The organism is Pigmentiphaga sp. H8 (genome assembly GCF_003854895.1).
GTDB lineage: Bacteria > Pseudomonadota > Gammaproteobacteria > Burkholderiales > Burkholderiaceae_B > Pigmentiphaga.
Genome location: NZ_CP033966.1, coordinates 910967 through 934924, shown reverse-complemented (window position 1 = coordinate 934924; position 23958 = coordinate 910967). Strand labels below are relative to the sequence as shown.

Annotated in this window: 20 protein-coding genes; 6 read left to right on the top strand and 14 right to left on the bottom strand. The window is 69.6% G+C overall.

What is annotated here, in order from left to right; genetic code table 11:
- The first annotated feature begins 131 nt into the window (after positions 1-131).
- Positions 132-1211, top strand: coding sequence for a thiamine phosphate synthase (locus tag EGT29_RS04530; protein ID WP_238160421.1), 1080 nt, complete (start codon positions 132-134; stop codon positions 1209-1211).
- A 49-nt stretch (positions 1212-1260) separates the two neighbouring features.
- Here the strand turns inward: EGT29_RS04530 and EGT29_RS04525 are convergent, their stop codons facing one another.
- Positions 1261-2223 carry a tripartite tricarboxylate transporter substrate binding protein gene (locus tag EGT29_RS04525; RefSeq protein ID WP_161567696.1) on the bottom strand — a complete coding sequence of 321 codons (963 nt, stop codon included), beginning with the start codon at positions 2221-2223 and terminating at the stop codon, positions 1261-1263.
- A 64-nt stretch (positions 2224-2287) separates the two neighbouring features.
- The gene (locus EGT29_RS04520; RefSeq protein ID WP_124687898.1) at positions 2288-3436 is read right to left on the bottom strand and encodes an FAD-dependent monooxygenase; all 1149 of its coding nucleotides are present in this window, start codon (positions 3434-3436) and stop codon (positions 2288-2290) included.
- 119 nt (positions 3437-3555) lie between these two features.
- On the opposite strand from EGT29_RS04520, the gene EGT29_RS04515 reads away from it, so the two are divergent.
- A complete protein-coding gene (locus EGT29_RS04515) occupies positions 3556-4464 on the top strand; it encodes a LysR substrate-binding domain-containing protein (RefSeq protein ID WP_124687897.1) in 909 nt (302 codons plus the stop codon).
- A gap of 1 nt (position 4465) precedes the next feature.
- Here the strand turns inward: EGT29_RS04515 and EGT29_RS04510 are convergent, their stop codons facing one another.
- The 3 genes from EGT29_RS04510 to EGT29_RS04500 form a co-directional block, all read right to left on the bottom strand.
- A complete protein-coding gene (locus tag EGT29_RS04510; protein WP_124687896.1) occupies positions 4466-4681 on the bottom strand; it encodes a DNA gyrase inhibitor YacG in 216 nt (71 codons plus the stop codon).
- Positions 4682-4719: 38 nt separating this feature from the next.
- Positions 4720-5475, bottom strand: a complete 756-nt coding sequence (gene zapD, locus EGT29_RS04505; protein ID WP_124687895.1) for a cell division protein ZapD — start codon at positions 5473-5475, stop codon at positions 4720-4722.
- Between the two features lie 168 nt (positions 5476-5643).
- Positions 5644-6609, bottom strand: a complete 966-nt coding sequence (locus EGT29_RS04500; RefSeq protein ID WP_124687894.1) for a LysR family transcriptional regulator — start codon at positions 6607-6609, stop codon at positions 5644-5646.
- A gap of 125 nt (positions 6610-6734) precedes the next feature.
- Here EGT29_RS04500 and EGT29_RS04495 point away from each other — a divergent pair, with 125 nt between their 5' ends.
- Entirely contained in the window at positions 6735-7691 is a 957-nt protein-coding gene (locus EGT29_RS04495) for a tripartite tricarboxylate transporter substrate binding protein (RefSeq protein WP_161567695.1), read from the top strand.
- Positions 7692-7706: 15 nt separating this feature from the next.
- Here the strand turns inward: EGT29_RS04495 and coaE are convergent, their stop codons facing one another.
- Together coaE and EGT29_RS04485 are read right to left on the bottom strand one after the other, a co-directional pair.
- Positions 7707-8351 carry a dephospho-CoA kinase gene (gene coaE / locus EGT29_RS04490; protein WP_124687892.1) on the bottom strand — a complete coding sequence of 215 codons (645 nt, stop codon included), beginning with the start codon at positions 8349-8351 and terminating at the stop codon, positions 7707-7709.
- Positions 8345-9325, bottom strand: a complete 981-nt coding sequence (locus EGT29_RS04485) for an A24 family peptidase (protein WP_370282784.1) — start codon at positions 9323-9325, stop codon at positions 8345-8347. Before EGT29_RS04485 ends, coaE begins: the two co-directional genes overlap by 7 nt.
- A gap of 66 nt (positions 9326-9391) precedes the next feature.
- Here EGT29_RS04485 and EGT29_RS04480 point away from each other — a divergent pair, with 66 nt between their 5' ends.
- Positions 9392-10210, top strand: coding sequence for a copper resistance protein NlpE N-terminal domain-containing protein (locus EGT29_RS04480; protein WP_124687891.1), 819 nt, complete (start codon positions 9392-9394; stop codon positions 10208-10210).
- Between the two features lie 255 nt (positions 10211-10465).
- Here the strand turns inward: EGT29_RS04480 and EGT29_RS04475 are convergent, their stop codons facing one another.
- Both EGT29_RS04475 and mnmC read right to left on the bottom strand, forming a co-directional pair.
- Positions 10466-12694, bottom strand: coding sequence for a TIM-barrel domain-containing protein (locus tag EGT29_RS04475; protein WP_124687890.1), 2229 nt, complete (start codon positions 12692-12694; stop codon positions 10466-10468).
- A gap of 333 nt (positions 12695-13027) precedes the next feature.
- Entirely contained in the window at positions 13028-14929 is a 1902-nt protein-coding gene (mnmC, locus tag EGT29_RS04470; protein WP_124687889.1) for an FAD-dependent 5-carboxymethylaminomethyl-2-thiouridine(34) oxidoreductase MnmC, read from the bottom strand.
- 344 nt (positions 14930-15273) lie between these two features.
- On the opposite strand from mnmC, the gene EGT29_RS04465 reads away from it, so the two are divergent.
- The gene (locus EGT29_RS04465; protein WP_124687888.1) at positions 15274-16134 is read left to right on the top strand and encodes an inositol monophosphatase family protein; all 861 of its coding nucleotides are present in this window, start codon (positions 15274-15276) and stop codon (positions 16132-16134) included.
- Between the two features lie 15 nt (positions 16135-16149).
- Here EGT29_RS04465 and EGT29_RS04460 read toward each other — a convergent pair whose 3' ends face one another.
- From EGT29_RS04460 to EGT29_RS04450, 3 genes are all read right to left on the bottom strand, one after another.
- A complete protein-coding gene (locus EGT29_RS04460) occupies positions 16150-17505 on the bottom strand; it encodes a phospholipase A (protein ID WP_238160286.1) in 1356 nt (451 codons plus the stop codon).
- Positions 17506-17574: 69 nt separating this feature from the next.
- On the bottom strand, positions 17575-19269 hold the full coding sequence (locus tag EGT29_RS04455) for a long-chain-fatty-acid--CoA ligase (RefSeq protein WP_124687887.1): 1695 nt from the start codon (positions 19267-19269) through the stop codon (positions 17575-17577).
- Positions 19270-19312: 43 nt separating this feature from the next.
- A complete protein-coding gene (locus tag EGT29_RS04450) occupies positions 19313-20476 on the bottom strand; it encodes an aminopeptidase (protein ID WP_238160285.1) in 1164 nt (387 codons plus the stop codon).
- Positions 20477-20648: 172 nt separating this feature from the next.
- Here EGT29_RS04450 and EGT29_RS04445 point away from each other — a divergent pair, with 172 nt between their 5' ends.
- A complete protein-coding gene (locus EGT29_RS04445) occupies positions 20649-21854 on the top strand; it encodes a M20 aminoacylase family protein (protein ID WP_124687885.1) in 1206 nt (401 codons plus the stop codon).
- On the opposite strand, the gene EGT29_RS04440 is transcribed toward EGT29_RS04445, so the two are convergent.
- Complete coding sequence (locus EGT29_RS04440) at positions 21820-23103, bottom strand: glycerate kinase (RefSeq protein WP_124687884.1); 1284 nt, start codon at positions 23101-23103, stop codon at positions 21820-21822. The genes EGT29_RS04445 and EGT29_RS04440 overlap by 35 nt on opposite strands.
- A gap of 144 nt (positions 23104-23247) precedes the next feature.
- Positions 23248-23958 carry a glutathione binding-like protein gene (locus EGT29_RS04435; RefSeq protein ID WP_124687883.1) on the bottom strand — a complete coding sequence of 237 codons (711 nt, stop codon included), beginning with the start codon at positions 23956-23958 and terminating at the stop codon, positions 23248-23250.

Below are 23958 nucleotides of genomic sequence, written 5' to 3'. Positions count from 1 at the left end.
GGGGGGCGATGCGGGTGGACCGGCGGAGCCGGATCCACCGCATCCTGGGTCTTGTGCGGGTTTCTTCTTTAGGAAGGTGAATGGGGATTCTGGATTCTGGTGTGAAAGTCGTCGATGTCGCGGTGGGCGTGATGCTGCAGCCGGACGGGCGGTTGCTGCTGGGCCAGCGGCCCGAAGGCAAGCCTTATGCGGGATGGTGGGAGCTGCCCGGGGGCAAGCTGGAGCCGGGCGAGACGATCTTGCAGGCCCTGGCGCGGGAGCTGAAGGAAGAGCTGGGCGTGACGGTGCTGGAGTCATCGACCTGGGTCACGCACGTGCACGCCTACTCGCACGCCACCGTCAGGCTGTATTTCTGCCGCGTCACGCGCTGGGAAGGCGAGCCTCGGGGGCTGGAGTCGCAGGCGCTGCAATGGGGGCGGATACGGGATGCGGGCGCGGCCGAGATACAGGCGGCGCGGCACGATCACGCGGAACGGTTGAAGGCGCTGGAAGCGCGCATCGCCGGGGGCGAACAGCCGACCGACCTGGAAGCGGCCCAGGCGCGCGCGCAGGCGCCCGAGGATGCGCTGGGACTGGCGCTGGAGCCGCGCATCGGCCCCCTGCTGCCGGCCACGCTGCCGCCGCTGCGGTGGCTGCACGTGCCCGAGACCTATGCCATCACGAACATCGGCGCGCCCGGCAACGTCGACGCCTTCCTGCAACGCCTGGATGCCGCGCTGGCCTCGGGCCTGAAGCTGGTCCAGTTCCGCGAGCCGGGTTGGCCCGGCGGCGCGGCCGACGACGGACTGCGCCAGGTGCTGAAACAGGTGGTGGCGCGCGCCCGGCCGGCCGGTGCGCGGGTCCTGCTCAACAGTGCCCATCCACGCGACTGGATCGCCGATGCCGACGGCCTGCATCTGCGCGCCGCCGACATCCCGGGCCAGCGCCCCGCGCTGCCACCCGGCGCGATGCTGGGCGTGTCGGCCCACGACGCCGCGGAACTGGAGCGAGCACGCCAGCTGGACGCCGACTTCGCGGTGCTGGCACCGGTGCTGCCCACGCGCTCGCATCCCGGCCAGCCCGGCCTGGGCTGGGAGACCTTCGGCACGCTGGCGCTGCATGCCGGCCTGCCGGTGCTCGCGCTGGGCGGACAATCCGCGGACACGCGCGCGACGGCCGTGGCGCACGGCGCGCACGGCATCGCCGGCATCAGCGGTTTCTGGGGCGGCTGATCCCGGACAGCGGGCCGGCGGCGGCCGGCCCCTCGGCATCCCGGCCTCGTCACTGCACGGTGATGCTGGCCTCCTTGATCACCTTCTCCCAACGCGCGGCCTCGGTATCGATCAGACGCTTGAATTCGGCGGGCGTATTGCCCACCGTGATGCCGCCGTGCGCCTGCACCTTCTCCTTGACGTCCGGCGACCGGGCGATCCGCGCAAATGCGGCGGCCAGCTTGCCGACGATCTCGGGCGACGTGCCTGCGGGCGCGACCACGCCGTTCCAGACGGTCGCCTCCAGGTCCAGGCCCTGTTCCTTCAGCGTCGGCAGCTCGGGCATGGAGGCCAGGCGCTCGCCGCTGGTCACGCCCAGGCCGATCACCCGGCCCGACCGGATCGGCGCCATGCCCGAACCGGTGAAGGCGAAATGGATGCGGCCGGCGTTCAGATCGACCTCGGCCGAGGCGGTGGACTTGTACGGCACGTGCAGGGTGTCGACTCCCGCCATGGACGCGAACAGCGCGCCCACCAGATGCGGCGACGTGCCCGACCCCGGCGACGAGTAGTTGAGCTGGCCCGGCCGGGACCTGGCCAGCGCGACCAGTTCCTTCACGTTCTTGACGCCCAGCGTGGGGCTGGCCATCAGGTAGAACGGCAGCGCCGCCACCATGGAAACCGGCGCGAAGTCGCGCTTGGGATCGTAGGTGATGTTGGGATACAAGGAAGGGTTGATCGACAGCGTGGTCACCGACGCCATCAGCAGCGTATAGCCGTCCGGCGCGGCCTTGGCGACGTAGTCGGCGCCTATCATGGTGCTGGCGCCGGCCTTGTTCTCCACGATGACCGGCTGCTTGAGTTCGCGCGCCAGCGCATCGGCGAAGATGCGCGATACCGTGTCGGCGACGCCTCCGGGCCCGTGCGGCACCACCAGCTTGATGGGCCGGTCCGGATACTCGGCATGCGCCGCCAGCGCCGGGATCGCCGCCAGCGCCATGGCCGCGGCGAGAGTCTTGATGCGTGTCTTCATGCTGTCTCCTGTTTTCATGCGCGGGACGGGTGCCGGCCTCCCGGCCCCGTCCCGCGGAAAAGGCTTATTGTCCGTTCGCTTCCAGCGGCACGTTCCAGGCGTCGTAGCCGTAGACCCAGTCCGGGTTGGTGGACTCGCGCATCCAGTTGTTGGCGCTCGACCCGGCCTGCACCGCCGACGTGCGGGGCTTGCGTACCTGCTCGAACAAGCGGAACGCCGCGTCGAGATCGCTGCCGTGGGCGGCCACGCAGCGCGCCAGCACGACCGAGTCCTCCAGCGCCATGGCCGCGCCCTGGGCCATGTAGGGCGTCATCGGATGGCAGGCGTCGCCCATCAGCACGACGTTGCCCCGTCCCCAGCTCGGCAGCGGATCACGCTGGAAGATCGCCCATTTGTGCACGTCGGGGCAGGCCGCCAGCACCGCGCGCACGTCGGGATGGAAATCGGCGTAGGCCGCACGCAGCACGTCCAGGTCGCCCTTGGCCGACCACGATTCGGGGGTCAGCCAGCCCGCGTCCTCGGGCTGGCTGGTGACGAAATAGATCTCGTCCTGGCGCCGGGTGACGTAGTAGATGACGATGTGGCGGTCCGGCCCCCACCATTTCGTGCGCGACTGACCGATATCGAGCGCGCCCAGCCGGCTGGCCGGGAACGTCGTCCGGTAGGCGACGCGGCCGGTGAAGCGGGGCTGCTCCTCGCCCAGCAGCAGCTCGCGCACCAGGGAATGCACGCCGTCGGCGCCGATGACCGCGCGGGCACGGGCCTCGGTGCCATCCTCGAAGCGCAGCGCGACCTCGCGATCGCCCTGGTCCAGATGCACCAGCTTCTTGCCCAGCGAAATCTGCGCCTGCGGCACCTGTGCCGCCAGCGCCGCATGCAGGTCGCCCCGGTGCATGGCCAGGAAAGGCATGCCGTAGCGCTCCAGGACGGCCCCGGCCAGCGGGAACTCGTTCGTCACAGCGCCGGTGTCGTGCGCCCGGTTCAGCGACGACTTGGGCGAAAAAGCGATTTCTTCCAGTTGCGGACGCAGCCCCAGCCCATCGAGCACCCGCATGGCATTGGGCGACATCTGGATGCCCGCGCCGATGCGCGCGAACTGCCGCGCCTGCTCGTAGACCTGCACGGCCACGCCCTGCGCGCGCAGCGCGGTCGCCGCCGCCAGTCCGCCTATACCCGCGCCGATGATCGCAACCGGCAACTCCGACTTCGTCATGAAACTCCTCCAAGGGTCCGCCATTGCGGAAGCGCCCATTATTGGAGCCGGGACATATCGAGTAAATTGCAGAACAGCTCTAGCAGCTATAGAACTTCTCTATGTGACGCGAGACAGGCATGGATATCAAGCAACTTGAGTACTTCGTCCAGGTCGTCGACGCCGGCAGCTTCACACGCGCCGCCATGGTGCTCGAAATGACCCAGCCTTCCCTGAGCCGGCAGATCCGCCTGCTGGAAGTGGAGCTGCACGAACACCTGCTCTACCGCAACGGCCGCGGCGTGGAACCGACCGAGGCCGGCAGGCGCCTGCTGGAACACGCCCGGGTCGTCCTGGCCCGCCTGGCCACCGCGCGCCAGGAAATCCACGAACTGAAGGCGGTGCCGCGGGGCAAGATCGTGGTCGGCTTTCCGCCGCGCATCGCCCATCTGCTGGCGCCCAGCCTGGTGCGCGGCTTCCGCGAACGCCTGCCCGGCGCCGCGCTGACCGTGACCGAAGGACTGAGCGTCAGCCTGCGGGAGTGGCTGCACGAAGGCCGGGTCGACGTCGCGCTGCTGTACGACCCCGCCCCGGGCGAAACGCTGGACTACGAGCCGGTATTCCAGGAGGAACTGATGCTGGTGGGATGCGTGCCCGGTCCGGGCGAACGCCTGCCGGAGTCGCTGCCGGTCGATGCGCTGGCGGACTACCCACTGATCCTGCCCTGCGAGCCCAACACCATCCGCGCGGTGGTGGATGCGGCCTGCCGCCGGCGCGGCATCGCGCTGGACATCGTTGCCGAGGTCAACGCGGTGCACACCATGGTGGCCCTGGCCGAAAGCGGGGAAGGCTACGCGCTGCTGTCGGCCAGCGCCATCGGGCCGCAGCGCCGCGCCGGCACGCTGGCCACCGCCCGCGTGCACTCGCCGTCCATGCACAACAACCTGATCATGTGCACGGCGCGGCTCCAGCCGCTGACCCGGTTGACGCGGGAGACCATGCAACTGCTGCGGTCGCTGGACATCCGGACGCTGCTGGAGAACTCCTAGCTCAGTTCATCGACTGCGGCGAAGGAAACAGCCGGCCCGAGGAATCCCCGCTCAGGTCGTCGGTTTCCAGGGGCGCGCCGGGTATGGCGAATTTCTCGGCCGCCCACGCTCCCAGGTCGATCTGGCGGCAGCGTTCGGAGCAGAAGGGCCGCCAGGCGTTGTCGGGGCTCCATGGAGCCGGCCTGGCGCATGTGGGGCATTTGACTTTCTTGACCATGGCCGCATTGTAGCCAGGGGACGAGCGATGCGCCGCCTTCAGAAGCTGTTGCACAGCGTCAGCTGGAAGGGCACGTCGGCCGCCACCGGCTGCGGCTTCAGATCGCCTCCCTGGGACGAGAAGCGCACCGACACCATGTACTTGTTGGCGCTGACCTCGGGGAACACGCCCAGCGCCTCGTCGACATAGATGCGCAGCAGCTGGTAGGCCTTGCCGCCCAGCATCTGCTGGAAGGCGCCGCCCTCGGCCACCACCGCGACCTGCCGGCCCGATTCGCGCAGCATCTTCAGCACGATGGCCAGGCCGTCGCGTATGGGCAGGAAGGGTTCGACCCACTGGGCCAGGTCCTGGACGCGATGCTCGACGGGCTTGTGCTTCCAGGCGTGGAAGGACGGGACGTCGAATTCGCAGGCGCCGCCCGGGATCGCCAGGCGGCTGCGTATGCTGGTCAGCCATTCGTTCTGCCGCAGCGGCTGGCCGGTCTTGCCCTGGGCCACGAGCGCGCCCGCGGCCTGCTCGATGCTGGACAGCATGACGTCCAGGGTCTGGCGATCGACGCCGGGATGCTCGCGCAGCGAACTCAGGGATTGGCGATAGCGCTCCAGGTCCTGGAGCAGTTCGGACTTGAGATCGGCCCGCGCCGACACATCCAGGATTTCGAACAGCGTGGTCAATGCGACGTGATGCCCGCGGGCATCCGGTTGCCGCACGAAGAAGAACAGATTGTCGAAGAGGCTTTCCAGACGCAGCAGCGTTCGGACGCGCTCGTTGAATGGGTATTCGTAAAGAACCACGTAGACCGTCCGGAATCGGAATTTCGTAGAAATATACCTGTACGGCATGGACACGGCGACACTTGCCTTGCCCGCTTCCGAACGGCGCCTTGCGCGGGCGCTTCGGAACACCTCCATTGTAGGTACGGAGCCAACGGGAAAAACACTCAACCGTAGCTCGATCACCCCCTACTTTGAAGCAGGCGGCCCCGCAATGCGGTTTCGAGTTGTGACGCCCGCCGCGTCGGCCGCTTCCAGCAGGACTTCGTGGAAGTCGCGATGCAGCGAGGTGTCGGGCGCATCGCGATGGCGCAGGATGCCCACCATGCCCTGCCGGCGCGTGGGCAGGTCCAGCGCCACCAGTTGGCCGGCGGCCTGAAAATAGCGCAGCACGCGGCGCGACAGCGCGGTCAGCAGATGGGCCCGCTGCATCATCGCCACCAGCATCAGGATGCCGACGGCCTCGACCCGGTAGCGGGGCGCGGGCAGGCCGGCCAGCGCGAACTCGGCGTCCAGTTCGCGGCGCAGCGGATTGCCCTGGGGCGGTACCACCCAGCCGCATCCCTCCAGGTCCGCCCAGGCCAGCCCCCGGCGGCCGGCCAGCGGATGCGACGGCGGCGCGGCCACCGCGATGCTTTCGCTATAGACCGGCGTGCAGCGCAGGCGGCCGTCGATGGCATCGCCTTCCAGGCGCGTCACCACGAAGTCCAGGCGACGCTCCAGCAACAGCGGCAGGAGCTGGTCCAGGGTCGACTCGGTAATGGACAGACGGGTCTCGGGCCGCCGCGCCAGCAGCAGGGCCACGCTGTCGGGCAGGAGCCCGGTCGAGACCGTGGCCGTCACCCCGATGGACAACTGGCCGTCCGCGCCTTCGGCCATCAGCGCCATGGCCTGGCTGGCGCGCTCGACTTCGGCCAGCATGACGCGGGCGTGTTCGGCCATGGCCGTGCCGAAGCGCGTGGGCACGAGGCCGCGCGAATGACGCTCGAACAGCGGCACCCCCAGTTCGGCCTCCAGCTCGGCCAGCCACTTCGACAGGGCCGGCTGCGTCATGCACAGGCGTTCGGCGGTGTGGCTGAGATTGCAGGTATCGGCCAGGCTGCTCAGCACTTCGAGCTGCCGGATGCGCAGTCGCCGGGTCCAGTCCATTGCCATGAATTTTAGATATGACAGCACCGAACTTTATCATTGGAACCAAATACCTCTCCGTTCCCATAATGCAGGCACGGCGCCGACCAGACTGGCTTCAGCCAGCCCGCCCCCTTCCACGGAGACATCCCATGCAACCGCTTGCGCGCCTTTTCCTCGCCCTCGTCCTCGTTGCCGCCGCCCCCTGGGCGCGGGCCGCCGGCTATCCCGACCACCCGGTCAAGCTGGTCGTCAATTTCGCCGCCGGCGGACCGCTGGACCTGGTCGCCCGCTTGATCGCCGAACAGGCCGCATCGCGCCTGAAACAGCCCGTCATCGTCGAGAACCGCGCGGGCGCCGGCGGCAACATCGGCGCCGAGTACGTCGCCCGCTCGCCCAAGGACGGCTATACGGCGCTGGTCAGCGTCGACCACCTGCTGACGATCAACCCCTCGGTCTACAAGAACATGGGGCTGGATCCCTACCGCGACCTCGTGCCGGCCGGCATCTTCGGCACCACCTCGCAGGTGCTGGTGGCCCATCCCAAGCTGGGGCTGAAGGACTTCCGCGACTTCCTGGAGCGCGCCAGGAAAGAGGACCTGACCTACGCCTCGGCCGGCCTGGCCTCGCCCGGGCACCTGACCTTCGAACTGCTGAAGGCCCGGACCGGCATACGCGGCACGCACGTGCCCTACAAGGGCAATGCCCCGGCACTGTCCGACGTGGTGGCGGGACACGTGCCGCTGGCCTTCGTGGCCTCGTCCAACACGCTGCCCTATGTGCGCTCCGGCACGCTGCAGGCCCTGGCCACGTCCGCCGCCACGCGCAACCCCCAGTTGCCGCAGGTTCCCACCGCCCAGGAACAGGGCGTGCCCGACTTCGACGTGCAGTTCAGCCAGGTGGTGCTGTTCCCCGCGGGCACGCCGGCGGCCGTGGTGAAGACGTGGGAAGGCCTGCTGCACGACATCCTGGAAAGCCCCGAGGTGCGCCGCCAGCTGGATCAGATGGCAGTAACGCCCTTCTGGGCGGACTCGGCGCGGACCACGGCCTGGCTGCACGATACGCGCACGCGCTGGGAAGCCTTGATCCGTACACTGGACATCCAGTAAAGCCTTGGCGGGTCGCTAGCCGGTCGGTGCGGGCAGATCCAGCCAGACGCGGTGCTGGGCCAGGGTGCGTTGCGCCAACTGCCCGGGCGTGGTCTCGCCGTCGTTGACGATGACGTCGTCGGCCACCGCCAGGCGCTGGGCGCGCGTGGCCTGGGCGGCCATGATGCGGGCCACCATCTCGGGAGCCAGGCCGCTGCGGCGCTGGACGCGCCGGACCTGGGTGGCCTCGTCGCAGTCGACCACGCAGATGCGGTCCACCCGGTCCCGCCAGCGGCCGGACTCCACCAGCAGCGGCACCACGAAGACCTGGTAGAGCCCCTGGCGCCCGGCCGCCTCGCGCTCGACCTCCTGGCCGATGAGCGGGTGGATCAGCGCTTCCAGCCGCGCCTTGGCCTGGCCGTCGGAGAACACCAGGGCCCGCATCCGGGGGCGATCCATCGCGCCGTCGGGACCGATCATGTCCGGGCCGAATTCGCGCCGCACAGGCTCGATGGCCAGCCCGCCCGGGGCCGTCAGCGCATGCGCGATGGCATCGGTATCGATCACGGCCGCGCCCTGCGCCTCCAGCAGATCCGCCACGGCGGTCTTGCCGGATCCGATGCCGCCCGTCAGGCCCACGCGCAGGGGCCGGACGCGGGAAGAGGAAAGTGTGCCTACCATGCCAGCAGCTTAATCCATGCATCGCCCGCGAACAGCGCGGCCACGCCCGCCGCCGCCAGATACGGCCCGAAGGGCAGCGGCTGGCCGCGCCGCACCCGGCCGGCGATCATCAGCACTCCGGCCACCGCCACGCCGGCCAGCGAGGCCGCCACCATGACCAGCGGCAGGCTCTGCCACCCCAGCCAGGCGCCGATCGCGGCCAGCAGCTTGAAGTCGCCATAGCCCATGCCTTCCTTGCCCGTCAGCAGGCGGAACAGCCAGTACACGGACCACAGCACCCCGTAGCCCGCCATCGCGCCGATGACCGCGTCGGGCAGGAAGGCGAAGCCGCCCCACAGGTTGACGAACAGGCCCGCCCACAGCAGCGGCAGCGTCAGGTCATCCGGAAGCAGCGAGGTCTGGTGGTCGATCACGGCCAGCGCCAGGCAGACCGCGCAGAACGCCATGGCCGCCAGGCTGCTCCACGTCACGCCGAACACGGCCACGCAGGCCGCGAACAACGCCGCCGCCGCGAGTTCCACCAGCGGGTACTGCCAGGAGATGGGCGCAGCACAATGAGCGCAGCGGCCGCGCAGCACGAGCCAGCCCAGCACCGGGATGTTGTGGCGCCACGAAATGGGATGCCGGCAGGCCGGGCAGTGCGAAGCGGGATAGGCCAGGTCGAAGCGCGCCGGTTCGGGCGGGGAGTCGCCATGCAGTTCGGCGCACTGCTCCTGCCAGACGCGCTGCATCATCTGCGGCAGCCGCGCGATCACGACGTTGAGGAAGCTGCCCACCACCAGCCCCAGCACGGCGGCGGCCGTATGGGCCAGCCACGGGGTGGCCGCGAGTATCTGCACGAATGACATAGGCAAGAATGAAAACGCCGCCACGGCGGCCCCCCGCAAGCTTAACCGCCCCACGGGTCCCGCGTGGAGCGGTTGCTGCGATAAATGTCCTACCGCCGCGGCACGGCATCCATCGGCCGGCCGCATTTCCCGTCGCATGCCGGCAGACGCAACAGGTTAGACTTGCGGTAAATCTCAAGAGCCGGAGCCGTGATGATCAACCCGCCCCTTTCTTCCCGCCCCGCACCTTCCCGCCTTGCCACCCTGGCCGCCGCCCTGGTCGTGGCGGCCGGACTGGGCGCATGCTCCATCCCCCTGCCCGACCGCGAACGCTCCGGCACCCTGACCGCCGCCGACGCGGTGATCCCGCCGCCGCCCGCCGTGAAGCAGGAACAGGCCGAACGAGGCAGGCAGGACCGGGGCGTGCCTCTGGCCCAGCCCCAGACCTTCCGCGGCGTGATCCCCTGCGCCGACTGCGCCGGCCAGCGCGTCACGCTCACGCTGCTGCCCGACTGGACCTGGCGCATGCGCCGCGTGTATTTCGGCACCCGCGACAACAAGGAACTGAGCTTCGTCAGCACCGGCCGCTGGGAACGCCTGTTCGATTCGCCCGACCAGATCCGCCTGATCGGCGACCGCAACGAAGGCGGACTCTACGAGTTCATCTCCGCCACCACGCTGCGCATGCTGGACCAGAATGGCGAACCCATCCAGTCCACGCTGAACTACGCCCTGACCCAGCAGTTCGAGGTGGATTTCATCACCGACACTTTCACGATGCGCGGCAAGGTCGTACCCAAGGACGGCCAACCCACCTTCGCCATCTGCAGCACCGGCAAGCGCTACCCGGTAGCCTCCGCCGGCCAGGCCCAGGCACTGGCCGACGCCTACGCCAAACTGCGCGTGGCGCCCGGCACCCCGGTCCTGATGTGGATAGACGGCCACATCGCCCGCAACGGCGAACCCCCGGTAGAGTCGGTGGTCGTGGACAAACTGGCCCGCGGCACCCTGGACAGCCCCTGCGAGGACTAGGGTCCCCCCCTACGCGCTGACGCGCGCCCCCCAGGGGGCCGACGGCGGGGGACCGGCGAAGCCGGATCCCCCATGTCGTGGTCTTGTGGGGCCATCTTGGTACGTCGCACGGGTGCTATCGCTGGCTGCCAGCGGTAGCTACGGTGTGACGTGCCAAGAAACAGGTACTAGACCCAGGAAACCGCGGATCTGGCTTTGCCAGTCCGCCGGTTTCGCCCCCTGGGGGGCGCGCGTCAGCGCGTAGGGGGGGTTCCTCTACCTAGCGCGTGAGATCCGCACTTCCGCGCCGCGGCGCTTCACTTCCAGGCCTTCGGACGGCAGGATCTTCAGGCCTTCCAGGCCCTTGGCGTAGCTCGATCCCTGCATCTGCATGACGCGGATCTTGTTGCGCATCACGCTGGGGTTGTGCACGGGCATGCCGAACAGCCAGACCTCGTCCAGGATGCGGGCGGAATTGAATTCGCCGGTGTGCTGGGCGGCGGGGCCCAGGCACAGCATGTGGCCTTCGCGGCCGAAGACCGGCAGGCGGTCCAGTCCGCATTCGAAGGTCCAGCTCGTGCCGCCCTCGTAGCGCCAGCCCGTGTTCAGGTCCCACCAGGCTTCACCCTTGGGGAAATAGACGCGGATCTGGTTGCCGGGCTGCACCGCGGGCACGACCAGCAGGGCCGGGCCGAGCAGGTATTGCAGCTCGTGGGCATGCGCCTCGGGATCATCCGGGAAGGACAGCGCCATGGAACGCTGCACCGGCAGGCCGGTGCGGGCCGCGTCCTCGATCACGCCCAGCACGTAGGGAATGAGCCGGTAGCGCCACTGCATCAGCGTCTGCACGTGCTGGAAGGCTTCGTCGCCGAAATCCCAGGGCAGCAGCCCCGGCACCGCGTGGAAGCGCAGGTGCGAGCTGAACACGCCGGCCGCCAGCCAGCGCAGGTACAGCTCGGGCGTCATGGTTCCCAGCGGATGCTCGGGCGAACCGATGTCGTGGGCATGGGCCGGCAGGCCGCTGGCGCCCGAGGTCAGCGCGGCGCGCAGCGACTCGGCCAGGCCTTCCCAGGTATTGGGCACCGACACCGGCGCCTGCATGGGCAGGCGCTGGCCGGTCGGGAAGAGATCGCGGCTCCACACCACGCCTTCGGGCGGCGTCTTGTTCCAGGCCGCCGCCTCGAACAGGCAGCGCTTGGCCAGCATGGGATAGGCCGTGCGCAGCCGCGCGCCGGTATCGCCGTTGCGCGCCTCGACGCCGTCGGGAATGTCGAACTGGATGTCGCAGGACACCGCATCGACGCCCTCGTCCATGACCTGGCGGATCTTGTCGCGCCAGAAGGTCCACACGTCGCGATGGGTCAGGTCGAGCAGGCCGAAGCTGCCGCCGGCGCTGGCGGGCACGCCCGCGAACACCTGGGCGGCGCCGGACTCATCGGTCAGCAGCCAGCCCTTGTCCTCCAGCTCGGCGAACATGGGGCTTTGAGTGGGCACGCCCGGAAAGCCCGGTGCGCACACCTTCAGGTCCAGGCCCTTGAACTCGCTCAGCACCTGGCGCGGATCCGGGAAGCGGGCGGCGTCCCATTCCAGGTTCAGCTTGGCGCGGATCTCCCAGGCCGCGGGCGGGCGGAACGACACGGCGTCGACGGGCACGCCGCGGCTGCGCATCTGGCCGGCCACGGACGCGAGCTGTTCGGCGCCGGTGCCGGCCGCCTGGTGCAGCCACGCGCCCATGCTCCACAGCGTGGGCTGCCCGGCGCGGCCGGTCAGCTGGGTGTACTGGTTCAGGATCTCGGCCGGCTCGCCCACGAACAGGAACACGTCCAGCTGGGCGTCGGCGACGGTCACCACATAGCTGTCGGGCGCGAATTCGGGCAGGCCGATGTCGTGCACGACGGATTCGAGCGTATTGACGTACAGGCCCCAGCCACGCGGGCTCCAGGCCAGCGGCAAGGCGCGCGACTCGGCCTCGTCGGAGACGACGCGCTCGGCGCGGCGATCCAGCATGATGCGGCTTTCGCCCAGGCCGTGGACGGCTTCACCGGTCGCGAGGTCGAAGCACAGGGCCCACGACGCCGGGGCCGAGGCGTCCTCGGTGCCAAGCGGGCACAGGTCCTCGTCGGCGGACGAGACCAGCACCTGCTGCCCCTTGCGGTACAGGGCCAGCCGCACGGGATTGGCGGCGATCTCGAGCACGTTGTCGCCCTGGACGATGCGCCAGCCTGACTGGCCGGCCACGTCCGCCTGTTCAACCACGGCCTCGCCTATGGCCTCGTCCCGGGCCAACAGGTCATGCAGGGCCGCGGCGCGCGTGGCCGAGCCGGAGGCCGGCTTGCCGGTCGCGGCGGGCGTGCCCATGCTCAACCGGAACACACCTGGCGCGCTGGCCTCGACCAGTACCGCCTGGCCCTGGTCTGTCGTGAAACGGACGGCAGCCGGGCTGGATGTGTTGAGAGACAGGGATTCCAGACGCTGGTAGCGGGAGGAGTCGAATTGAAGTGGCACAGGTTTCCCTCGATCGCTTTCGACAGATTGGCAATAGCAAAGACGCAACCCCTCGCGAGGCCCCGCTATCCGCCCCGAATGCGGCAGATGACCGCACTTTTTCGCCAAAACCTCTATTTTGACGGATTCGGAGAGGCAAATAAACCGTGGAAGCAGCCTTCTCCCGTCCAAGCGCGCCTCGCGGGGCTCCACGGGAGACCCGGCAAGGCCGTATCCGGGGCCATCCTGCGCCCCTGGAAGCGGCGGATCGGGACGCACGGGCCGGGCACCGCGCGCCCTCGGGCACGTCTTTTTGCTGTTAATCCTTCTATTTTCCCACGATTCGGCCCAGGATCAGCGCCAGGCGATCATCCGCAGCAAATCCCCTTCCAGCACCATGGGTTCTCCCTCCAGGGAAGCGGCCAGTATGTCGCCCCCCAGGGCGGACCAACTGAGCCCGCGCGAGGCATAGCCCGAGGCGGCCCAAAGCCCGCCGTGGACGGGCGATTCGCCTATCACCGGCAGCCTGCCGGGCAGTACGGCGCGCCAACCGGCCCAGCCCGTGAGCGCGCCGGGATCCAGGCCGGCACCGGCCAGTTCCGGCAGCAGCCGGGCGGCCCGTTCCAGGTTGACCGCATGGCCCTCGGCCGTGGCGACGGCCTGCGCGGCCTCGTGCACATAGGTGCTGCCGGCCACGCAGGCGCCGTCCACGGCGGGCAGCACATAGCCGTCGCCCGCCACCACGCAGTGCGGCGGGCGCCAGCCGGCATCTTGCGCCGGAAGCAGCGTGATCTGCCCCGCTATGGCCTTTTGCCCGAAGAAGCCCGGCAGTTCGCCGCCGGTGGGCGCCAGGCCGCTGGCAGCCAGCAGCTGGGGAGCCTGGGCGGCATTGGCCAGCACCACGATCTCGGCCTCGGCCAGCGTGGCGCCCTGCCCATCGACGGCCCGCCACCGCCGCCCCGCGGGCACATCGGCCGGCAGCGCCTGGATGCGGGCTACGCCGGCGGCCCGGACTTCGATGCCAGGCCGGGACAGCAGCGCAGCGCCCAGCAGGCGCGGGCGTACGCGCAGTCCGCCGGGGAAATACACGCCGCCGCGCGCCGCCGGGCAGCCGGCCAGTTCGCTGGCCTCATCCCTCGTCACCGGGCGCACCCAGTCGGCTGGAAAGCCCAGTTCCTCCAGCATGGCATGCATGCCGGCCTCTTTGTCGTCGGACTTGGCCTGCTGCACGGTGCCGCAGCGGGCGACGATCCCGCCATCCATCCACGGCGTCCAGCGCGCGGCCGCGCGCAAGGCCCCGGCGCGGCTCAGGCGCGCGCGCGGGCTGTCATCCCGGGCCAGCAGCGGCGTCAGCGCGGCAGCCAGGTGGCCGGCCCCCTGCGCCGGGGCTCCCCACGCCGCGTCGAACACGGACACGCGCCAGCCGCGCAGCGCCAGCGCATGCGCCACACCAGCCCCGGCGATGCCCGCCCCCACCACCACGGCGTGGCGCTCGGCGAAGGACGGCGGTTCGGCCGGCGGGTGGCGGCGCTCGAAACGCGGCGCGTAACGCGCCACCGTCATGTGGAGCTTGCCGCCGAAGCCGTCCCGGCGCTCGACCTCGAAACCCGCCGTCTGCAAGGCCCGGCGCATCACGCCGGCGCTCGCCCAGGTCGCCGCCGTGGCGCCCGGCGCGGCCAGCCTGGCCAGCGCGCGCATCAGCGGCTCGGACCACATGCCGGGATTCAGCGTGGGCTTGAAGCCATCCAGGAAAAAGGCGTCCGCGCGCAGGACCAGCCGGGGCACGACCTGTTCGGCCAGGCCGAAGGCCAGGGTCAGCGTCACCGCCCCGCCATCCAGGTCCAGCCGGTGCAACCCCGGCAGGAGCGGCGGCCATTGCGCCAGCAACTGCGCGGCCATGTCCTGCCAATCGGCGGGCAGCCGCGCGCGCAACAGTTCCGCCAGGTCCTCGCGGGTGAACGGATGGGCCTCGACGGACACCATATGCAGCCGCCGGCTGCGCCGGGGATCGTCGCGCCAGGCCCGCCACAGCGTCAGGAAGGTCAACCCCAGCCCGAATCCCGTCTCGCACACGGTGAACCGCTCGCGTCCGCGCCATCGCTCCGGCAAACCGTTGCCCGCCAGGAACACATGGCGAGCCTGCTCCAACGCCCCCTGGGCGGCATGGTAGATGTCGCCGTAGAGCGGGCTGTAGGGCAGGCCATCCTGATCGAAGGCCGGCCGGGAAGGAATCAAAGGAATAAACACGGCGAGGATGATACCCCCCTACGCCCTTCGGGCTCCCCAGGGGGCGAAACCGGCGGACCGGAAGGGAAGCCCACCCCCACGCCCTTCGGGCGCCCCCTCAAGGGGGCGATGCGAGTGGACCGGCAAAGCCGGATCCACCGCATCCTGGGTCTAGTACCGTTATCTTGGGTTTGGCACGGGTGCTATCGCTGGCTGCCAGCGGTAGCAACGGTGATCCAATCCAAGAAGCGCGTACTAGACCCAGGAAACCGCGGATCTGGCTTTGCCAGTCCGCCGGTTTCGCCCCCTGGGGGGCGCGCGTAAGCGCGTAGGGGGGGTACACTCCCTCTATGAGCATCTCCGCAGCTCCCACCATGGACAAACCCGTCCCGCTGGATCTCTTCAAGGCGCTCGAAGCCGCCGTCACCGCCGCGCATGCCGGCGCCGCGATCCTGCAGGCCTATGCGCACAAGCGCTCGGAACTGGTGATCGACCTGAAGGCCCGCAACGACCTGGTCTCGCAGGCGGACCGCGAGGCCGAGATCGCCATCATCGAAGTCTTGCGCGCGCGCACGCCGCAATACGGCATCGTGGCCGAGGAAACGGGCGGATCGCCCTCGGGCCCCGCCAGCTGGTACATCGACCCGCTGGACGGCACCACCAACTTCGTCCACGCCATTCCCCACTACGCCGTCTCCATCGCGCTGGTCGCCCACGAGGGCTGCGGCATCGCCTTCGAGGAAGCCCGGTGCGAGCCGGGACCGGTGGTGGGCGTGATCTACGATCCCTGCCGCGAAGAGATGTTCACCTCGGTCCGGGGCGTGGGCGCCTGGCTCAACAGCCACCGCATCCACTGCTCGCGCACCGAAACGCTGGCCGATGCCCTGCTGGCCACGGGCTTCCCCTACAGCGACATGTCGTTCACCGAAAGCTACCTGCCCATGCTGCGCGACGCCATGCACGGCACGCGCGGCGTGCGGCGCAACGGCGCCGCGGCGCTGGACCTGGCCTGGGTGGCCTGCGGACGCTTCGACGGTTACTGGGAACTACGGCTCAAGCCGTGGGACGTCGCCGCCGGCACGCTGCTGGTGCGTGAAGCCGGCGGACAGGCCTTCGATCCGTTCGGCCAGGCCCCCTGGCCCGAACAGGGCAACATCGTCGCGGGCGGCCCCGGCGTGGCCAAGGCCCTGCACGAGCTGATCGGCCCCAATCTCAAGGCCGCCGGCGCGGCCTGAAGGCCCGACGGCCGGTCAGCGCACGATCATCAGGCCGATGCGCACCTGGGACCTGGCGCGCACGTTGTAGTCCAGCAGGGTCTCGCCGTAGCCGTTGAAGTACTGCACGTGCAGGAAGCCGTTCAGGCGGCCCAGCCCCAGCTTGCGCAGCGGGTAGGCCATGTCCAGTTGCAGCGACCCCTTCTCGTGGCCCTTGCGCACCAGCGCCGACACCATCAGGCCGTCGTCCTTGGCCCAGCGCAACTGGTAGTCGACATGGCCCCGGTAGTTGGCGATATCCGGATTGCCCTCGCGGGTCATGTAGTACTTGATCTTGGGACCGAAGCTCAGGGTGCTGCCGTCGTCCAGGCGGTAGCGCAGCGTGGGCCGGGCATACAGGGAATTGATGGCGCGCGAGGTATCGCCGTCGCGCCCGTTGGACTCGTGCTCGAAGCCGCCGTCGAAGCCCAGCGACTTGCGGCGGTCCTGCGATTCCCAGACCCGGTCCGACAGCCAGAAGACCGCGGGACGATAGCTGCTGTCGCGGAACGGGGCCGAGTTCTCGCCCAAGTCCCACAGCGAGGTCTGGCTATAGCCCAGGTACAAGTTGTTGAGAAAGCCCGTTTCCTCGCCGTCGCGGGGCTGGAACAGCCGGAACTTCAGACTGACCTGGAAGCGCGCGTTCAGGTCGGGACGGGCGCCGAAGCTGAAATACACGGGTTCGTAGGGCGACAGTGCGCTGCGGAAGCGGCTCAGCACGTCATGCTCGTCGTTGCCCGGGCCGGCGGCCTCCGCCGGCGCCGGTCCCGACAGCGCGGTGCTGCCCAGCCCCGAGCCCGCCGACAAGCCGCTGACCGCGGCCAGCACGCCATTGTCCGGCACCTGCGGCACCGCGGCGGGCGCGCGCGGGTCGACGATGGGGCCGATCGCGCGCGAACCCACGATGACGCCCTTCTCGGCCGGCGTCGCGTCCAGCGCCAGCAGCACCGGCTCGCCTTCGATCGCAATGGCCTGCAGGCCGCGCGCCTGCTCGGGCACCACGGCCGACCAGCTCGCGCGCGAGAACTGGCCCACGGGTATCTGCAGCACGGCGGTGCCTCCGTCGAGCCGCGCTGGCGCGCGCACGACGCTGCCGGCGGCGTCGCGCCATTGCAGCACCAGTTCGCGCGGCGCATCCCAGGTCGCCGTGGCGTTGCCGTCGTTGAAGAACATGGCTTCGATGCGCACGGTCTCGCCGGGCCCGGCCTGGATGCGGTCCAGCCTGAAGGTCACGCCCGCGTCCGCCTGCAGCGGCGCGGCGGCCATCAGGGCGCAAAGGCTCGCGGGCACGAGCGCGCGGCGCACGGCGCCATGCGGCGCATGGGGACGATGGCCAGCCATCCGACCTAGCATGTGGACTCCCGGACAATGCCCGCGATGGGGCAGACGCCGCCATTGTAGGGGCATGCCGGGGATCGCCCCTTACGCGGCGGCCTCGGTGCCGGCCCGCAGTTCGCGCCGCAGGATCTTGCCCACGTTGGACTTGGGCAGCTCCGACCGGAACTCGATGTGGCGCGGCCGCTTGTAGCCGGTCAGGCGGTCGCGGCAGAAGGCCTTCAGGTCCTGCTCGGTCAGCGCCGGGTCGCGCTTGACCACGACCACCTTCACCGCCTCGCCGGAATGCTCGTCGGGCACGCCGATGGCGGCGCACTCCAGCACGCCCGGATGCTGGGACACCACGGCCTCGACCTCGTTGGGATACACGTTGAAGCCCGACACCAGGATCATGTCCTTCTTGCGGTCGACGATGCGGATGTAGCCGCGTTCGTCCATGATGCCGATGTCGCCGGTCTTGAAGAATCCGTCCGCCGTCATGACGCGGGCGGTCTCGTCCGGCATGTTCCAGTAGCCCGGCATGACCTGCGGGCCACGCAGCGCGATCTCGCCGCGCTCGCCGATGGGCAGCGCGGCGCCGTCGTCGTCCAGGATCGCCGCCTCGGTCGAGGGCAGCGGAATGCCGATGGTGCCGGAGTATTCCTTGATGTTGATGGGCGTGCAGCAGGCCACCGGCGACGTCTCCGACAGGCCGTAGCCCTCGCACAGGGGCGACCGGGTCACCTCGCGCCAGCGGTCGGCCACCGCCTTCTGCACCGCCATGCCGCCGCCCACGCTCACGCGCAGGCCCGAGAAATCCAGCGACCGGAACTTCTCGTTGTTCAGCAGGGCGTTGAACAGCGTGTTGACGCCGGGGAACAGCGTGAAGCGGTAGCCCGACAGCGTCCTGACCAGGTCGGGGATGTCGCGCGGGTTGGGCACCATCACGTTGAGACCGCCGGCCCGCATGCCGAGCAGGGCGCACACCGTCAGGCCGAAGATGTGATACAGCGGCAGGGCGCAGACGAAGATGTGCTGGGTGCGCGGTCCGCCCTGCGTGGCAGGCTGTTCGTCGGTCAGCAGCCAGGCATCGCACTGCAGCACGTTGGCGACGAGGTTCCGGTGCAGCAGGACGGCCCCCTTGGCCACGCCCGTCGTGCCGCCGGTGTACTGCAGGAAGGCGACGTCGTCGGGCCCGACCTCGGGGCGCGCCAGTTCCCGTGCCGCCCCTTGCGCCAACGCGCGCCGGAAGCCGACCGCGCCCGGCAGGCTGAACGGCGGGACGAGCTTCTTCACGTAGCGCACCACGGCATTGACCAGGACGCCCTTCATGCCGCCCATCAGGTCGCCCATGGACGCCACCACGATGTGCCGGATGGCCGTGGCCGACAGTACCTGCTGCAGGGTGTGGGCGAAGTTCTCCAGGATGACGATGGCCTCGGCGCCGCTGTCCTTGAGCTGGTGCTCGAGTTCCGGGGCGGTGTATAGAGGATTGACGTTGACCACCGTATAGCCGGCCCGCAATACCGCCGCGATGGCCACGGGGTACTGCAGGACATTGGGCATCATCAGGGCCACCCGCGCGCCGCGCGGCAGTCCGCGCGATTGCAGCCAGGCCCCCAGCTTGCGCGACATGGCGTCGATGTCGGCGTAGGCAAGCGTCTTGCCCATGCAGACGAAGGCAGGGCGTTCGGCGTACTGCTCGAACGATTCCTCCAGCAACTGGATCAGGGACCGATAGCGCCCCGGGTCGATGTCGGCGGGAATGCCCGGCGGGTAGTACGCCAGCCACGGTCTTTGCATGCACGTCTCCTGGTCTGTCTGGTCTGCGCCGCTCGGTGTCGGCCTATGGGGCCGATGATAGCCCAGCGGCCTGCGCGCGTTCGGTTTCCGCCATCAATCGCCGCCGGCGCTCGGCATACGGCAGCCGCGCCAACTCGCGCGCCTCGTCCAGGAACAGCGCCAGGCTGCCGTCGCGGCAGCTCTCGCAGCGGCGCGCCATGGCCAGCAGCGCGGGCACCCATTGGTGATACGCGCCCATGGCCGCGAATTGCGCGTTGTTCAGCGCCTGCGAGAACCAGGCGTCGTAGCCGGCATAGCCGTGCCACCGCTCGCGTTTCATCCGCTCGTAGCGGGACCGCAGGTCGGCGATGATCTCGGCCTTGCGGGCTCGCCGCCGCTCGATCTCGTCCGGCCCCAGGCCCGCCGGGTCGGGCGTGGTGGGCGCCGGCCCCTGGCGGGCGCCGGTCTCGCCGTAGGCCTGCGCCAATTGCCGGCGCGTCTCCAGCAGCAGCGCGACGAAATCGCGCCGGCGCGCATCGAAGGCCTCGTAGGCGGGCCGCAGCGACTGGTTCTGCGGTTCCCGCAGCCAGCGCTCGACGCCGATCTGCTCCACCGCCGTGGCCAGCGACTCGTTGAACGCCGTGTCGTTCCTGGCATAGACCGCCTGGTGGGTCAGCTCGTGGAAGACCAGGCGCGCGACCTCGGCCGGCGGCAGGCGGATGAAGGTGTTGACGAAGGGATCCGGATACCAGCCCAGCGTGGAATAGGCCGGCACGCCCCCCACGTGCACGTCCCAGCCCTGGGCCTTCAATTCACCGGCCATCCGCCGCGCATCGGCCTCGCTGTAGTAGCCCCGGTAGTCTATGCATCCCACCACCGGGAAGCAGGACTGCTTGAGCCGCAGGGACAGTTCCGGCGTGGCGAACACGTTCCAGACGACGTAGGGACGCTTCACGTCGGCGTATTCGGTGTAGCTGCGGTTGTCGGGCAGGCCCAGCACCTGGCTGGCATAGTGGCGGGCGTCCTGCGCGTAGCGCAAGCGCTGGCGCAAATCGGGCGACGTGGAAGAATCGGCCAGCACCTGGTCCACCGGCCGCGCCGCCTGCAGCAGCGACGAATGTCCACCTATGGATTGCGCGTAGTAGCGCAGGTCGGCGCATCCCGCCAGCGCCCCGGCCAGGACCAGGGCAACCCAGGCCGCCCGGCCCCTCGTCGTTACACTCGCCATAGACAAGCTCATTGGAGATAATGGCTATGGTAACCGCCGGACTTCGGGCACACGACACCCGGCCGGCGACGCCGGATACGGCGCGGCACATCGGCCCTTTCCGCCTTCGCGACCGCCTGGACCAGGCGCGGCGCGCTCGCACCCGCGGAGGGGCAACATTCAGGAGTTCCCCATGAATCTGCTCGAACCCATCGTCGCCTTCCAGAGCGACCTGAAGACGATCCGACGCGACCTCCACGCCCACCCCGAGCTGTGCTACGAGGAACACCGCACGTCGGACACCATCGCCCGCCTGCTGGAGGGCTGGGGCATCCCGGTCGTGCGCGGCCTGGGAGGCACCGGCCTGGTCGGCGTCCTGGAAGGCACGGACAGGAACGGCCCGGCCATCGGCCTGCGGGCCGACATGGACGCCCTGCCCCTGCAGGAACTCAACACCTTCGAACACGCCAGCGTCAACGCCGGGAAGATGCACGCCTGCGGCCACGACGGCCACTGCGCCATGCTGCTGGGCGCCGCCCGCCACCTGGCGGCGCATCGGGACTTCCCCGGCACCGTCTACCTGATCTTCCAGCCGGCCGAGGAAGGTGGCGGCGGCGGCAAGGCCATGATCGACGACGGGCTGTTCACCCGCTTTCCCATGCAGGCCGTGTTCGGCATGCACAACTGGCCCGGCATCCCGGTCGGCAGCTTCGCCGTCACGCCAGGGCCGATGATGGCCTCCAGCAACGATTTCCGCATCGTGGTCACGGGCAAGGGCACCCATGCCGCCCTGCCCCACCTGGGCGTCGATCCGGTCATGATCGCCGTGCAGCTCGCGCAATCCTTGCAGACCATCCTGACCCGCAACAAGAAGCCGATCGACACCGCGGTGCTCAGCATCACCCAGATCCACGCGGGCACGACCACCAACATCGTCCCGGACGAGGCCGAGATGGTGGGCACGGTGCGCACCTTCACCATCGAGGTCCTGGACCTGATCGAGCAGCGCATGCGCGAGATCGCCCAGGGCATGGAACTGGCCCATGGCGCCCGGATCGAGGTCGATTTCCAGCGCAAGTATCCGCCGCTGATCAACCACCCCGACGAGACCCGCTTCGTGACCGGCGTGCTGCAATCGCTGGTCGGGCCGGGCCAGGTGGACGCCGCCACCGAACCCACGATGGGCGCCGAGGACTTCGCCTTCATGCTGCAGGAGAAGCCCGGCTGCTACGTCTTCATCGGCAATGGCGACGGCGCGCACCGCGAGGCCGGCCACGGGCTGGGGCCGTGCACGCTGCACAACGGCAGCTACGACTTCAACGACGACCTGCTGCCGCTGGGGGCCAGCTTCTGGGTGAAGCTGGTCAGCGACTGGTTCGCTCGGCCTCGATCAATATGACGCGGTAGTCGTTAACGTTGGTCAGCGTGGGGCCTGTCGTGACCAGGGTGTCCAGTTCGCGGAAATAACCCCAGGCGTCGTTGGCGTCCAGCCAAGGGCCGGGCGTCACGCCCCGGGCCGCCGCTCGGCGCAGGCGTTCGCTGTCCCACCAGGCGCCGGCGTTGTCCTCGCTGCCGTCGATGCCGTCGGTATCGCAGGCCAGGGCCGAGATCCTGGCTTCGCCGCACAGCTCGGCGGCCAGCGACAGCAGGAACTCGGTGCAGCGCCCGCCGCGGCCTCCGCCGCGCACCGTGACCGTGCATTCTCCCCCGGACACCAGCGCCACCGGCGCATCGAAGGGCTCGCCATGCCGCAGGACCTGGCGCGCCAGCGCGGCATAGACCTTGGCCACCTCGCGGGCTTCGCCCGTGACGGTATCGCCCAGCACCACCGCCTGGATACCCGCGCGCCGCAGGACGCGCGCGCCGGCCTGCAAGCTTTGCTGGGCGGTGGCGATGACGTGGTTCTCTACCCGCTCGAACACCGGGTCGCCGGCCTTGGGGGTTTCGGGGTGGCGTCCCGCGGCCCCGCCCTCGAGCCAGTCGAGCACCGGCGGCGGCGCCTGAACGCCGTGGCGGCGCAGGATGTCGAGCGCGTCGGCGTAGGTGCTGGGATCGGCTACCGTGGGGCCGGAGGCGATGGCGGACGGATCGTCGCCCGCGACGTCGGACACGATCAGGCCCAGGACCCGGGCCCGCGTCGACGCGGCCAGGCGCCCGCCCTGCAATTGCGACAGGTGCTTGCGCACCACGTTCATCGATTCGATGGGGGCGCCGCTGCGCAGCAGCGACTGGGTGACTTCGCGCAGCGCGGCCATGGGCACCGCCGGCACCGGCAGCGACAGCAAACTGGAGCCGCCGCCGGACACGAGCACGATCAGCAGGTCGTCGTCGCCCAGTTCCGAAGCCAGTCGCAGGATGTCGCCAGCGGCTCGTTCGCCGGCCGCGTCGGGCACCGGATGCCCGGCCTCGACGCAGGCGATGCGATCGAGCGGCATGCCGTGCCCGTAGCGGGTCACGACCAAACCTTCCAGGGGAGCGTCGGCGGGCCAGGCATCCTCGACGGCGCGGGCCATGCTGGCGGCGGCCTTGCCCGCGCCGACGACGACCGTGCGGCCCCTGGGGGGAGCCGGAAGGTGGCGGGCGGTAATGTGAAGGGGGTCGGCGGCGGCGACGGCGGCTTGAAACGATTCCAGGAGGAGCTGATGCATACGCGGGGAACGGCTGATGTCTCTTTTCGTGGTGATAGCCATTATGGCGGCCCGCCACGGCTTGGCTAGCTGGATGAAATCCCTATTCCACCCATCGCCCCGGCATGCACCACTCCCCCGCGTAGCACCTTGTTGCAACCGCTCTCAGGCGGCGGGCGCGGCCGGAATCAGCAGGCCCCGCTGCACGGCGGGACGCGCCACGAAGGCGTCCAGCACCCGCTTCACGTTGGGGAAGTCGGCGAACCCGACCAGCTCGCCCGCGCCGTAGAAGCCCACCAGGTTGCGCACCCACGGGAAGGTGGCGATGTCGGCAATGCCGTAGTCGTCGCCCAGGATCCACGCCTTGCCGTCCAGATGGCGCTCCAGCACGCCCAGCAGGCGGCGCGACTCGGCCACGTAGCGGTCGCGCGGACGCTTGTCCTCGTAGTCCTTGCCGGCGAATTTGTGGAAGAACCCCACCTGGCCGAACATCGGGCCGATGCCGCCCATCTGGAACATCACCCACTGCATGGCCTGGTAGCGGCCGGCGGGATCCTGCGGAATGAACTTGCCCGACTTCTCGGCCAGGTAGACCAGGATGGCGCCGGACTCGAACAGCGGCAGCGGCTTGCCGCCCGGGCCATCGGGATCGAGGATGGCGGGGATCTTGTTGTTGGGGTTGAGCGACAGGAACTCCGGCGACATCTGTTCCTGGCTGTCGAACGCCACGCGGTGCGGCTCGTACGGCAGGCCGGTTTCCTCGAGCATGATCGAGGCCTTCACGCCGTTGGGGGTGGGCAGCGAATAGAGCTGGATGCGGTCCGGATGCTGCGCGGGCCATTTGCGGGTGATCGGGAAAGCGGACAGGTCCGTCAT